This is a genomic window from Bacillus cereus group sp. MYBK195-1 (assembly GCF_051916605.1).
GTDB lineage: Bacteria > Bacillota > Bacilli > Bacillales > Bacillaceae_G > Bacillus_A > Bacillus_A cereus.
Window position 1 is genome coordinate 90,393 of sequence record NZ_JBQAGZ010000002.1, and the last position, 12,534, is coordinate 102,926.

Genomic DNA, 12,534 nt, shown 5'->3' on the forward strand with positions numbered 1-12,534 from the left:
TCATATCATCATTTTGTAACTTATGGAATTTTTAAGGAAATTTTAAGGTTTTCTTTCGCAAAAAATTAAGAATCAAATGATATGATAAAAGTAACATAGGGGAGGAGATGAGTGTGAACCCGTTTCAAGTGATGCGAGCTAGATATTTTTTAATTGTATTTGCACTATTAATTTTAATAGCGAGAAGTAGTGGCGATTTGCTAACAAGTATATTTCATATACAAAATTCTTCTTTTATAAATATCCTTATATTCTATATCCTTCCGATGGTATGGATTTCTTATGAGTATAGAAAGCACCACATTTCATTTTCATTATTTGTTAATAAAAATGAAACATTTAACTTGGTACAAGTTTTATACATTACCGTTATGTTATGCATGTTTAGTTACGGGTATCTTATTTTGTATATGTATAGTTTTGCATGGATTACACCGGACTTTATTATGAACGCCCTGCATGAACCAATTGTAGATAGTACTGGGGGATATGTATCTCAAGTCATTAGGGTCGTATTCATCGCACCAATTATCGGGGAATTTGTTTTTCGCGGATTTTTACTTCAACGTTTTGCAACAAAATGGGGAACGAGCATAGCGACCATCGTTGTAGCAATATTGTTTGCGTTGTTACATGTTGATTTCCTCGGTGCAGCCATATTCAGCATCGTATTGTCAATCGTATATATTCGTACGAAAAGTTTACTCATGCCAATTGCAATACATATGTTAAACAATGCATTTGTAATAGGTGCGTCTTTTTTAATAAGTAGAGAAAAAATTATGAGTTTTGCCGATTTCTCAAATTATACGACATTCTTTCCTGGACTTATTATTTTTATAACAGGATTAAACTTAGTACTTATCTTTTTATTTGTTAATCGCAAATATTGGAGTAAAGAAGTGCCAGTTATATATGCAGAGCAGAAAAAGAGCTTTTCAGATGTAGCCGGGAGTAAATAAGATGAAGAAGACGGTTGAAAAAATATTAAAAGACATTATAGATTCTACGTCTATTACAGATATGTGTGATAGAAGTGTTTGTCATTGGCTTCAACCTGTAGTAGATACGATTGTGTTTCCAGAGTATTACGTATTTTCTAGTACTCATTTAAAAGAAAATATTATTTCTCTTCTTATTGTGTTCGGGGTTTTACTAATATTTGGTCTAATTGTAGAAGAAATGATGAAGCGCATCTTCAAAAAGAATGAAGAGAAGTATATGTGGATTCATAAAGTATTCGAGAAAGTAATGGTGGCTTTCCTTTTGTTTTATGGTATGAAAACAATCATTTACTTTATAGCTTTGAAACATCATTAATTCGAAATTTGAAAGGGATGTATAAAATTATATGAATGAAACGATATCATCAAATAAGTTTTTTTATTTGATTTTACTTAGTCTAGTGTTAATAACGACAGTGAATGTTATTTTGCGCTGGGAGGAAGCTTATTTTTTCATGTATTTAGCGCTCCATTTGTTGGGGATTTTATGTATAAGTGGTGGAGTCGTTACTGAAAAAAAGAATGAAGAAAGCGTTAACTATATGTGTGTGATCGGTCTTGTTTTACTTTTAGCTGTACAGGGTATTATGAAATATAGTTCTTTCTCCTTACAAGATTTTAGTTTATTAATAGATGTACTTCCTTAAAGAGGCTTTTTATTTTATCTAAAAAGCAAGTAGGGTACGTGTTGGTTTGTAAGTGTGATCCTTATTACGGATTGTGAACCGAAGAAAGTGTTTAAAGATAGGTAAGACTCTTCTTATGTAGAAGAGTTTTTTTATGTAAATAAAAAGATTCAGAGCAATTCACATAATAAGCTTGTTCTAATTTAGCGTGTACGAACTTACAATAATAATAGACAGGCAGCATAGAGGAGGGAATAGCGTGAGGAAGGTTATCGGTTGGTCGCTTTTTTTGTACGTTGGATTTGCGTTACTTATATATTGGTATTTATTTGGATGGAATCATGAACTTATTCCGGACATGTATAAGGGAACGAGTGCAGATCCAGAAACGTTTATGAGTGCTAGAGAGCTTACGCTAAGCCAAGATTATTCGCGCGTGAAAAATTTACTATACTTTTTAGCGACGCCTCTTGAATGGATTATTTTATTATTTGTACTTGTGCTAGGTATTTCAAGAAAGTTTGAGAAATGGTCGAAGGAAACGACTAAAATAAGTGTTTTGCAAGTTGCGATTTATTTCTTTTATTTATCATTATTGACAACAGTGCTTGCCTTACCGATGCAATGGATTGGCCGGAAAGTGTCCGTTGATTACGGCATTTCAACACAAAGTACACAAAGCTGGATAAAAGATCATGTTATCGGTTTTTGGGAAAGTTATGCGACTATGTTAATCGTAGTTACCGTTCTATTATGGCTTATCCGTAAATTTCCGAAGAGATGGTGGCTCGCAGGATGGGCGCTCTCTGTTCCATTTACAATCTTTTTAACATTCATACAGCCTGTCGTTATTGATCCGCTTTATAACGACTTCTCGACGCTGAAAAATAAAGAATTAGAAACGAAAATTTTAGCGATAGCAGACAAAGCGGACATTCCTGCTAAACACGTATATGAAGTAAACATGTCAGAAAAAACGAATGCATTAAATGCTTACGTAACAGGAATTGGTCCTAACGCCCGTATTGTAATGTGGGATACAACGCTTAAGCAGTTAAAAGATAAAGAGATTTTATTTATAATGGCTCATGAAATGGGGCATTATGTTATGAAACATATATATTTTGGCGTTGCAAGTTATGTATTGCTATCGTTTATAGGTATGTTTTTAATTAGTCGTATTATAAATATGTGTATTCGCAAATGGGGAGATACATTGCAAATTTCAAAAGTAGCATGTTTCTCCATTTTACCTTTATTTTTCTTAATTTCTTCTGTACTCTCTTTTGCAGCACAACCAGCAACAAACTACGTTTCACGTATAGAAGAAAGAGCCGCAGATCAATATGCTTTAAATATGACGAAGGACGGGAAATCTGGTGTGAAAACTTTTCAATATTTATCAAAAACAAGTTTAAGCCAAGTAAATCCGCCTGCGTTAGTAAAATTTTTCTTATACACGCACCCACCAATTTTTGAAAGAATTCATACGTTTGAACAATATGAGAAACAAAGCAAAAAGGAGTAGCATGATAGCTACTTCTTTTTTTATAGGGATATAAGTTTGATATTGGGAATATTTATCATTGCTTTTTATTGCGATTTTGTAAATAATAAGCTATAAAATTCTAAAAATCTATATATAAAGGAATAAAGGTGGAAAAATGTATTTTTTACAAAATTTAAAAGTGAAATATAAATTATTGTCGCTTATTTCATTAGCAGTTTTAGGTATGGTAATTATGAGCAGTGTAGCAATTAGTTCTATTAATAAGATTAAGCATGATACAGAGGTTGTAGTAGATGATTATCAATATTCTGCAATTTTATTAGAAGGAATGCTTCGCACACAAAATTCACTAGAATATAATTTATTAGAATTAATTACGGTATCACAAAATGAAGTGGCAAATAAAGAGGGAATAATTGATAATATTGAAAAGGATCTTAAAAAATATGATTCTTTATTAAAAGAATATGATGATGGTTTTAATTTAAGTAAGCAAGAGGATGAACTGTTTCAGAAGATGAAGAAATCTTTGCCAAGTTATAAAGATACATATAAAAAATTATTTGAAAAGGCGAAGGCAACAAACGAGCCACAAATGGTAAATGAATTTGAGAAGGAATTAAAACCGAAGGGAATAGAGTTAGCTGGTTATGCAGTGGATCTAGAATCGTATGTTTCAAATTTAGCTGACCAAGTATTTAAAGATTCTCAAAAAATGATTGATCGTTCCGTTATTACCTTTATCATTCTTGTAGTAGTTACTACAATCGTTATATGTATAGTAAGTTATATTATTAGCAAGCTTATAGTTGCTCCTTTACAAACGGTTAGTCGTATGATGGAAAGAGCGAAAGAAGGAGATTTAACCGTACATGGTGATTATACTGCTAAGGATGAATTAGGTATATTAGTAAGTAATTTTAACGAGATGATTGCAGGGCTAAGAACAAATATGCAAGAAGTAGAGAATAATATTCAGCTTTTATTCCAACATGCAGACGGAGTAGTATCTGCATCAGAAGTATCTAGTAGTGCAGCGAAGAAAATCACTATGGATATTGAAGAAGTTGCAAATGGTGCAGAGAGTCAAATGCAAGCAATGGAACAAACTGCGGGTGCGATGGAAGAGTTGACGCAAGGAATGCAGAGTATAGTCAATACATCATCCTCTGTAAATGAATTATCTGCTCAATCAGCATTAGATGCAGAGAATGGTAACAAATTAATGAAACAAATGATTCAACAGATGGATACAATCCAAAATTCGGTACATAGCGGTGTGAAACAAGTAGAGACTATGAAAGAACAATCAGAAGAAATTGTTAAAATCATTGATGTTATGCAAGGTATTACCTCCCAGATTAACTTATTAGCATTAAACGCCGCAATAGAGGCTGCACGTGCTGGTGAAAGTGGTAGAGGATTTGCAATTGTGGCAGATGAAGTGCGGAAATTAGCAGAACAATCTAGTGATTCTGCAAAACAAATTGAGAATCTTATTACTCAAGTTATGGGAACAACGAACCATACGGTACATATGATGGGGAAAGTAGATAATGAGGTACAGGCAGGTACACAAGTAGTAATGCATACAGAAAAAGTATTTGGAACAATTACAGAAAAAGTACAGCAAGTATCTGAGCAAATTCAAACGGTATCTATGTCTACAGATGAAATTGCAGCGAGTAGTGAGGAAATCTCGGCTTCTGCAGAAGACATGGCTCAAATTTCCCAAAGATCATCTGACCGAACTGATAGGGTAAAAGAGTCTATTCAACAGCAAGAAAAATCTGTTCAAGAGATTTCGGTTTCAATTGAACATATGCATAACGCAGCAGGAAAATTAAAACAAATAGTTGCCCAATTTACTCTTCAAAAGTAGTAGCATATTTGAGTGTTAATAAATATAAAAAAATCATCCTCTTTTAAGAAAAAAGGATGATTTTTTTATCCCGTTATTTGCTGGGCAGTAAGACCCCCACCTCAAAATTCAGCGGAAAATGCTACCTCTGAAATATAAACCATGAATATAGTAATCTCCATTAGGCATCTCCTTTAGGTGCCAATAAAGGGAAGTTATAAAGTGAAAAGGAGTTTATAAAGAGATTGTAGAATGTTTTAGTATATAACACCTTAGATGTGACAACTTCCTTTTTGAAAAAGAAAGAAGGGGTATAAAGCAGAAAGGTAGTGGAAATATTTCTTCTAGAAGATTTGCATTTTATCTTACATTCACAAAAAAAATAGTACTCCTGAAACAATGAAGTTCATTTTATTTGAATGAAATAGGGAGAGAGGATAATGAAGAAAAAAATATTGGGTGTAATGATGATCGCGACAATGGCAGGAGGTATATTTGCAGGGGCGAATGTGACACCTGTAAAAGCGGAAGAGTATCCACAAATGATTGTGTTTGAAGATGTTCCATACGGATTTTGGGCATATGATGCTATTATGGATTTAGCGTATCATAAAATTATATTAGGGTATGGAAACGGGAAGTATGGTGTTGGCGATCTTATAACACGTGAACAAGTAGCTGGGACTATTTACAGAACACTTGAGATAAAAGAAGAAGGGCCAGTAGCGAATCCATATAAAGATGTTTCTGATAGTACAACCACTTTTAAAAAGGAAATTTTAGCGTTAACAAAACGTGGTGTTTTTACAGGGGATGGCCAAGGGGATTTTAGGCCGAAAGCACCAATCTCTAGAGCGGAAATGGCTGTCATTTTAAAACGAGCATTTAATTTTGAAACGAAACAAAAACATACATTTAAAGATATTCCAAAAGGTCACTGGGCAGAAGATGCAATTAGTGCGTTACAATCTAATAATGTTGTGAGAGGAACTGGGAATGGCATGTATGAATTAAATCGCCCTGTACCTAGAGAACAATATGCTCAGTTTATTAATAATGCGATTATTAATTATCATTTGAAAGAGGATTGGAAGTAGAGTGAAATATGAAAGCACAAATAGAAAAATTTGTGCTTTTTTGTTTGTTTTAAAAAGAATTATTATTCGTATTTATGTATTTTTATGGTTATAAACAAGCTTTATAATCAACCCGATGAAAAAGACATGATGTGTAATATGATTCACAAAAACGTCACGAAATGTGTCGGGAAATATATTGTCACTATACCATTTATTCTGTATATTTTTAAAAAAACATATACATATTGGGGAGATAATTTGATGAGCAAAAAATTATTAAAAACAGCTACAGCATTAACAATTATGGGTGGGGTGTTATTCTCAGCAGAGAGTAATAGTGTAAAAGCGGAAAGTGCACCGTTGCAAAAAGCAAATACAATTGTATTTAAAGATGTACCAAAAGGACATTGGGCATATGAGGCAATTCATGAATTAGCGGAACAAGAAATAATTTTGGGATATGGCGATGGAATATTCGGTTTTGGGGATAATGTAACACGTGAGCAAGTTGCAGCTTTAATTTACCGTGTGTTTGATATGGAAGAACAAGATGAATATGAAAACCCATATGGAGATATCGATGAAAATTCAACAAGCTTTATCGAGGAGATATTGGCTCTAACGGAAATCGGAATTTTCCAGGGAGACGAGAATGGAAACTTTAGACCGAAGGCGACGTTAACGCGTGCGGAAATGGCACAAGTTCTTACGAATGCTTTTGACCTACAGGCAAAGGGATCTCATAACTTTAATGATGTTTCAGCAAATTCATGGGCAACGAATGCAATTAGTGCAGTACAAACAAATGGTATTACAATGGGAATCGGAGAAGGTAAATTCGGTCCGTCTATGAAGGTAACGAGAGAACAATACGCACAGTTTTTACATAGAGCAATATTGCATGATATGGAACAAGGGCAGTAATAAAGTTTAACTAGTCAAAGTGAAATTCAAAAATAATACAAAAAGGTCGTTGTTGTATAACAGCGGCCTTTTTTGTATGAAATAAAGCGCGAAAGAATGGCGTTTTGAAAAAAAAACGAAATGAATTTTCAAAAAAAACTTCCTTTTCTGAAGATTTGTTATATAATATAAAACATGAAATCAAATCTGTTATAAAACAGTTTAAGAAGGGGATGCTAATATGTCGACGCAAACTTCACGGGTTACACTCGTTGGAGAAATGTTACCAGCGTACAGCGAAATATTGACACCTGAGGTGCTTAGTTTTTTGAAGGAACTACATGAGAATTTTAATGAGCGCCGCATAGAACTTTTACAAAAACGTGTAGAAAAACAAAAGAGAATTGATGCAGGGGAGTTTCCGAAGTTTCTAGAAGAAACAAAACACATACGTGAAGCGGATTGGACAATTGCCAAGCTGCCAAAAGACTTAGAGGATCGCCGTGTAGAGATTACTGGACCGGTAGATAGAAAGATGGTCATTAACGCTTTAAATTCAGGAGCGCATCTTTTTATGGCGGATTTTGAAGATTCGAATTCACCAACTTGGGAAAATGCAGTGGAAGGCCAAATCAATTTACGAGATGCAGTAAAGGGAACGATTTCACATGAAAATGATAAAGGGAAAGAATATAGATTAAATGAGAAAACAGCTGTACTCATTGTACGTCCAAGAGGATGGCATTTAGAGGAAAAGCATATGCAAGTTGATGGGAAAAATATGTCGGGTAGCTTAGTAGACTTCGGCTTGTACTTTTTCCATAATGCGAAAGCTCTTTTAGCAAAAGGGAGCGGCCCATACTTTTACTTACCGAAAATGGAAAGTTATTTAGAAGCGAGATTATGGAATGATGTATTCGTATTTGCTCAAAAATATATCGGCATTCCAAATGGAACGATTAAAGCAACTGTGTTACTGGAAACGATTCACGCTTCGTTTGAAATGGATGAAATTTTGTATGAGCTAAAAGATCATTCTGCTGGCTTAAACTGCGGAAGATGGGATTATATTTTTAGCTTTTTAAAGAGTTTCCGTAATCATAATAAATTCTTACTACCAGATAGAGCACAAGTCACGATGACGGCGCCATTTATGCGTTCGTATTCTTTGAAAGTAATTCAAACATGTCACCGCCGTAATGCACCAGCAATTGGAGGAATGGCGGCACAAATTCCGATTAAAAATAATCCAGAAGCAAATGAAGCAGCTTTTGAAAAAGTGCGTGCTGATAAGGAACGCGAAGCTTTAGACGGTCATGACGGGACTTGGGTTGCCCACCCTGGACTTGTACCGGTTGCAATGGAAGTGTTTAATCACATTATGAAAACACCAAATCAAATTTTTAGAAAACGTGAAGAAATATGTGTAACAGAAAGCGATTTACTAGAGGTACCAGTGGGAACGATTACAGAAGAGGGCCTTCGCATGAATATTAGCGTAGGTATTCAATATATTGCATCTTGGTTAAGCGGACGGGGAGCAGCACCCATTTATAACTTAATGGAAGATGCGGCAACAGCTGAAATTTCAAGAGCACAAGTATGGCAATGGATTCGTCATGAAGGTGGAAAACTAAATGATGGTCGTAATATTACGCTTGAATTAATGGAAGAATTAAAAGAAGAAGAATTAGCAAAAATAGAAAGAGAGATTGGTAAGGAAGCCTTTAAGAAAGGGAGATTCCAAGAGGCGACAACGTTGTTTACAAATCTCGTTCGAAATGATGAATTCGTACCATTTTTAACATTACCGGGTTATGAAATTTTATAAAAAATGAAAAGGGGATGGAACAAATGAAAAACGAAAGAATCGAGAAGTTACAAGAAAGCTGGGAATTAGATGAGCGTTGGAAAGGGATCACACGTCCATATTCGGCAGAAGATGTAATTCGCCTGCGCGGGTCAATTGATATTGAACATACGTTAGCGCGTCGTGGTGCTGAGAAGCTTTGGACATCGCTTCATACAGAAGACTATATTAACGCACTTGGCGCATTAACAGGAAACCAAGCGATGCAACAAGTAAAAGCTGGGTTAAAAGCGATTTACTTAAGTGGTTGGCAAGTAGCAGCTGATGCAAACCTTTCTGGGCATATGTATCCAGACCAAAGTTTATATCCAGCGAACAGCGTACCTGCTGTAGTAAAACGAATTAATCAAACGCTTCAACGTGCGGATCAAATTCAGCATATGGAAGGAAGCGATGATACAGACTATTTCGTACCGATTGTAGCAGATGCAGAAGCTGGATTTGGTGGGCAATTAAATGTATTCGAACTGATGAAAGGTATGATTGAAGCAGGTGCATCAGGTGTGCATTTTGAAGATCAATTATCTTCAGAGAAAAAATGTGGCCATTTAGGCGGAAAAGTACTACTACCAACGCAAACAGCAGTACGCAATTTAATTTCTGCACGCCTTGCAGCAGATGTAATGGGAGTGCCGACAATTATCGTTGCAAGAACAGATGCGGATGCAGCTGATTTAATTACGAGCGATATTGATCCTGTTGATAAAGCATTTATTACAGGAGAAAGAACACCAGAAGGGTTTTACCGTACGAATGCAGGTCTTGATCAAGCAATTGCGCGCGGTTTAGCGTATGCACCGTACGCAGACCTCGTTTGGTGTGAAACGTCAGAACCAAATTTAGAAGATGCAAAACGATTTGCGGACGCAATTCATAAGGAGCATCCAGGGAAGCTACTTGCATATAACTGCTCACCTTCATTCAACTGGAAACAAAAACTAGATGAAAAAACAATTGCAAGCTTCCAAAAGGAAATCGCATCTTACGGTTACAAGTTCCAATTCGTAACACTTGCTGGATTCCATTCATTAAATTACGGTATGTTTGAACTAGCACGTGGCTATAAAGAGCGCGGCATGGCAGCATACTCTGAACTACAACAAGCAGAATTCGCAGCTGAAAAACATGGCTACTCTGCAACACGTCATCAACGCGAAGTAGGAACAGGTTACTTTGATGAAGTGGCACAAGTGATTACAGGCGGAACTTCATCAACGACAGCGTTAAAAGGATCTACGGAAGAAGCACAGTTTACGAAATAAAAGGAAGGGGCACCTTTTTGAAAGGTGCCCCTTGTTATTTTCTAAACGATTCGAAAAGAGAGATTGAGTTGTCGGCAAAAAACGATACTAACTTTTCTTTATTACTAAATCAACTCCACTCAGCCCTATGATCACGAATAAACTTCATATCTTTCTCATAATGCTCTAGATGTCCTTCATCGATCATTCTTTGGAAATTCAAGTCGCCTTCTTGAGCTTTTCGTTTCATATATGTACATAACCCTTCTAATCGAAGCAACACCATTCCTAAGTAATCTTCATCCATATTTTTATCATAGGACTGAACGAACAAATTCACTCTCTCTTTAATACGATCTGCATGTTGCGATGAGTCATAATGAACGGCTTCACCGGATTCAGTATAATACACTCTACTTAAAGGCACACAAGGATAGAGTGTATAAGCGATATCCCATAGTCTTGGACCAGGAGCAGCAACATCGAAATCAATAATCCCTACTGGCTTCTCATTATTAAAAATAATGTTATATATGGCAAAATCATTGTGACATAAAACCTCAATGTTATTTGGAGTATGATCCATCGGTTTCCAATCAGCTAATAACGGAAAATCACTTACAGCATCATGGTAAAGGCGGAGCATCTTTGCTATTTCTTTTAATACATCATTAGATCGCATATATTCTTTTAATGGATAATTGCCAGCTTCTCCTTCAATAAAGGATAAAATCTCTCTATCCTTTTCATCTACACCTAAAAGCTTTGGAGCATAATGAAATCCTTTGTTTTCTAAATGTTGCAATAGCTTATGAATCTTTTCACTGCCTGGCTTTAACTCTCGCCGAACAGTATTTTCAGAACGATATACGCTTGAGACGTTTCCCCCTGTTAGCCTTTCTTCTTTAGCGTAGTTTGACATGTGAAAATTCCCCCTGTGATTAAAAAATCCAATTCCAAATAGTGAATAGACCAACAACGGCAGAAAAGAGAAGGGAAGCAAGCAATGCTAGACAGCCAAAAGGAACTAGCTTATCTTTCCATGTTTCTTTATACTCATAAATTAACTCCTCTGCTACTTTCTTCTGCACTGAAGATAAAGGTTGATCTTTATACAAACCTTTTATATGGTTAGAATCGCCTTTAAACTTTAAAGCACGTGCAATATGATGAGGACTATTTCCCATTGATTTTTCAAATAATAAACATGATTCATGCATAATATCTGTTTTATGCTCTTCTAGATACCAGTAACGCCCAGCCATTTCTGGATATTGTAATTTATAATAAATATCTCCGAGTTGTTTTCGAAGATGTAATTCATTTGGGTATGTAAAGATGAGGCCATGCAACCTATCTCTTGCTTTTCCAAGATTATTATTTTCAATATCCTCTTCAATTCTTTTTAATGTTTTTCTAGGAATTTTATTGGTCATAAATTCCTCCTTATTTAGAATAGAGATAATTATATTTTATAAGAAATACTAAAAATTAGAAATTCTATTTTCGAAAAAGATTGTACATTTTATTTTAATGTGCTATGATGATGTCAGTTGAATAGTTAAATTAAGCAATCCATATGTTATCAAGTGCTGAAAACGAACGAGAAAAAGTATGTGAGAACTAGTTTATGTTTCGTATTTGATAATGTGTGGATTCTTTTTTTAGACAGGAAGACTAAAAAATTTAAAATTTGTATTTTCTTAGGAGGAAATAATTATGGCAGTAACAGGACAAGTAAAATGGTTTAACAACGAAAAAGGTTTCGGTTTCATCGAAGTTCCAGGCGAAAACGACGTATTCGTACACTTCTCAGCAATCGAAACTGACGGTTTCAAATCTTTAGAAGAAGGTCAAAAAGTTAGCTTCGAAATCGAAGACGGTAACCGTGGACCTCAAGCTAAAAACGTAATCAAACTATAATTTTATAGTTGATGATGGAAAAAAGGATGGCTAATGCCATCCTTTTTTTGTTGTGGAGAAAGTTTTTTTAGAGCCTGTTTTTATATCTAAATCTCTTTTTCGATGTTACAACTGGTAAAAAATTATCTGGAATGCGTATTAGTTTCTGTAGAAGAATTAGTTCAGCAAGAGCATTTGCTGCGTATGATAGTAAATAACTATAAATTTGTATTCTCTGTTGAAATGGGGAAATCTTTTCCAGATAGGCCTTGAGTAACATCTTTTTTGTTAGCGTTGTTGTTGGAATTTTGTACGTTTTGAGATGATGTTTCTAACAGTTGTTCTTGTTCCTTACTAGGGGTATTCAGAGCATCTGAGGGAATGCTATTAACCTGCTGATTTAATGGATTTTCTTTATCCATAGTATACAACTCCTTTGTAGAATTCGATAAAAAGCAATGTAATTATAAATAGCTACTTATATATATTGTGTTTTTGAATGACATTATATACAAAACTTATATTGCAAAGTTAACTA

General features: G+C 34.9%; 13 protein-coding genes and 1 pseudogene. 11 read left to right on the plus strand and 3 right to left on the minus strand.

Features of this window, described 5'->3' with window-relative positions:
• Positions 1-113: 113 nt before the first annotated feature.
• From ACTFRY_RS10075 to aceA, 10 genes and pseudogenes are all read left to right on the plus strand, one after another.
• Positions 114-962, plus strand: coding sequence for a CPBP family intramembrane glutamic endopeptidase (locus ACTFRY_RS10075; RefSeq protein WP_141541489.1), 849 nt, complete (start codon positions 114-116; stop codon positions 960-962).
• Between the two features lies 1 nt (position 963).
• Positions 964-1,320, plus strand: coding sequence for a hypothetical protein (locus ACTFRY_RS10080; protein ID WP_030023820.1), 357 nt, complete (start codon positions 964-966; stop codon positions 1,318-1,320).
• Between the two features lie 31 nt (positions 1,321-1,351).
• Complete coding sequence (locus tag ACTFRY_RS10085) at positions 1,352-1,651, plus strand: DUF2101 family protein (RefSeq protein ID WP_001006050.1); 300 nt, start codon at positions 1,352-1,354, stop codon at positions 1,649-1,651.
• A gap of 238 nt (positions 1,652-1,889) precedes the next feature.
• On the plus strand, positions 1,890-3,158 hold the full coding sequence (locus tag ACTFRY_RS10090; protein WP_001233318.1) for a M48 family metallopeptidase: 1,269 nt from the start codon (positions 1,890-1,892) through the stop codon (positions 3,156-3,158).
• Between the two features lie 136 nt (positions 3,159-3,294).
• Positions 3,295-4,074 (plus strand): annotated as a pseudogene (locus ACTFRY_RS10095) (MCP four helix bundle domain-containing protein); the annotation flags it as partial.
• Between the two features lie 156 nt (positions 4,075-4,230).
• Complete coding sequence (locus tag ACTFRY_RS10100) at positions 4,231-5,022, plus strand: methyl-accepting chemotaxis protein (protein WP_406940645.1); 792 nt, start codon at positions 4,231-4,233, stop codon at positions 5,020-5,022.
• A 419-nt stretch (positions 5,023-5,441) separates the two neighbouring features.
• On the plus strand, positions 5,442-6,098 hold the full coding sequence (locus ACTFRY_RS10105) for an S-layer homology domain-containing protein (RefSeq protein WP_000727094.1): 657 nt from the start codon (positions 5,442-5,444) through the stop codon (positions 6,096-6,098).
• A gap of 138 nt (positions 6,099-6,236) precedes the next feature.
• Positions 6,237-7,004, plus strand: coding sequence for an S-layer homology domain-containing protein (locus ACTFRY_RS10110; protein ID WP_136986025.1), 768 nt, complete (start codon positions 6,237-6,239; stop codon positions 7,002-7,004).
• A gap of 220 nt (positions 7,005-7,224) precedes the next feature.
• Complete coding sequence (gene aceB / locus ACTFRY_RS10115) at positions 7,225-8,814, plus strand: malate synthase A (protein ID WP_000107348.1); 1,590 nt, start codon at positions 7,225-7,227, stop codon at positions 8,812-8,814.
• 23 nt (positions 8,815-8,837) lie between these two features.
• Positions 8,838-10,115 carry an isocitrate lyase gene (aceA, locus tag ACTFRY_RS10120; protein WP_000787346.1) on the plus strand — a complete coding sequence of 426 codons (1,278 nt, stop codon included), beginning with the start codon at positions 8,838-8,840 and terminating at the stop codon, positions 10,113-10,115.
• Positions 10,116-10,224: 109 nt separating this feature from the next.
• On the opposite strand, the gene ACTFRY_RS10125 is transcribed toward aceA, so the two are convergent.
• Positions 10,225-11,016 (minus strand): phosphotransferase, encoded by a 792-nt coding sequence (locus tag ACTFRY_RS10125; protein WP_098616879.1) that lies wholly within the window; start codon positions 11,014-11,016, stop codon positions 10,225-10,227.
• Between the two features lie 19 nt (positions 11,017-11,035).
• Positions 11,036-11,530, minus strand: coding sequence for a DUF6584 family protein (locus tag ACTFRY_RS10130; protein ID WP_000182391.1), 495 nt, complete (start codon positions 11,528-11,530; stop codon positions 11,036-11,038).
• Between the two features lie 283 nt (positions 11,531-11,813).
• Here ACTFRY_RS10130 and cspA point away from each other — a divergent pair, with 283 nt between their 5' ends.
• Positions 11,814-12,017, plus strand: coding sequence for an RNA chaperone/antiterminator CspA (cspA, locus tag ACTFRY_RS10135; protein WP_000301518.1), 204 nt, complete (start codon positions 11,814-11,816; stop codon positions 12,015-12,017).
• A 197-nt stretch (positions 12,018-12,214) separates the two neighbouring features.
• Here the strand turns inward: cspA and ACTFRY_RS10140 are convergent, their stop codons facing one another.
• Positions 12,215-12,418 (minus strand): hypothetical protein, encoded by a 204-nt coding sequence (locus tag ACTFRY_RS10140; protein ID WP_000356922.1) that lies wholly within the window; start codon positions 12,416-12,418, stop codon positions 12,215-12,217.
• Positions 12,419-12,534: the final 116 nt, after the last annotated feature.

Excerpts from the sequence above, each read along its gene's own strand:
- ACTFRY_RS10080 (WP_030023820.1), top strand. The coding sequence starts at position 964 with ATGAAGAAGACGGTTGAAAAAATATTAAAAGACATTATAGATTCTACG.
- ACTFRY_RS10085 (WP_001006050.1), top strand. The coding sequence starts at position 1,352 with ATGAATGAAACGATATCATCAAATAAGTTTTTTTATTTGATTTTACTT.
- ACTFRY_RS10100 (WP_406940645.1), top strand. The coding sequence starts at position 4,231 with ATGCAAGCAATGGAACAAACTGCGGGTGCGATGGAAGAGTTGACGCAA.
- ACTFRY_RS10105 (WP_000727094.1), top strand. The coding sequence starts at position 5,442 with ATGAAGAAAAAAATATTGGGTGTAATGATGATCGCGACAATGGCAGGA.
- ACTFRY_RS10110 (WP_136986025.1), top strand. The coding sequence starts at position 6,237 with ATGATTCACAAAAACGTCACGAAATGTGTCGGGAAATATATTGTCACT.
- aceB (WP_000107348.1), top strand. The coding sequence starts at position 7,225 with ATGTCGACGCAAACTTCACGGGTTACACTCGTTGGAGAAATGTTACCA.
- aceA (WP_000787346.1), top strand. The coding sequence starts at position 8,838 with ATGAAAAACGAAAGAATCGAGAAGTTACAAGAAAGCTGGGAATTAGAT.
- ACTFRY_RS10125 (WP_098616879.1), bottom strand. The coding sequence starts at position 11,016 with ATGTCAAACTACGCTAAAGAAGAAAGGCTAACAGGGGGAAACGTCTCA.
- ACTFRY_RS10130 (WP_000182391.1), bottom strand. The coding sequence starts at position 11,530 with ATGACCAATAAAATTCCTAGAAAAACATTAAAAAGAATTGAAGAGGAT.
- cspA (WP_000301518.1), top strand. The coding sequence starts at position 11,814 with ATGGCAGTAACAGGACAAGTAAAATGGTTTAACAACGAAAAAGGTTTC.
- ACTFRY_RS10140 (WP_000356922.1), bottom strand. The coding sequence starts at position 12,418 with ATGGATAAAGAAAATCCATTAAATCAGCAGGTTAATAGCATTCCCTCA.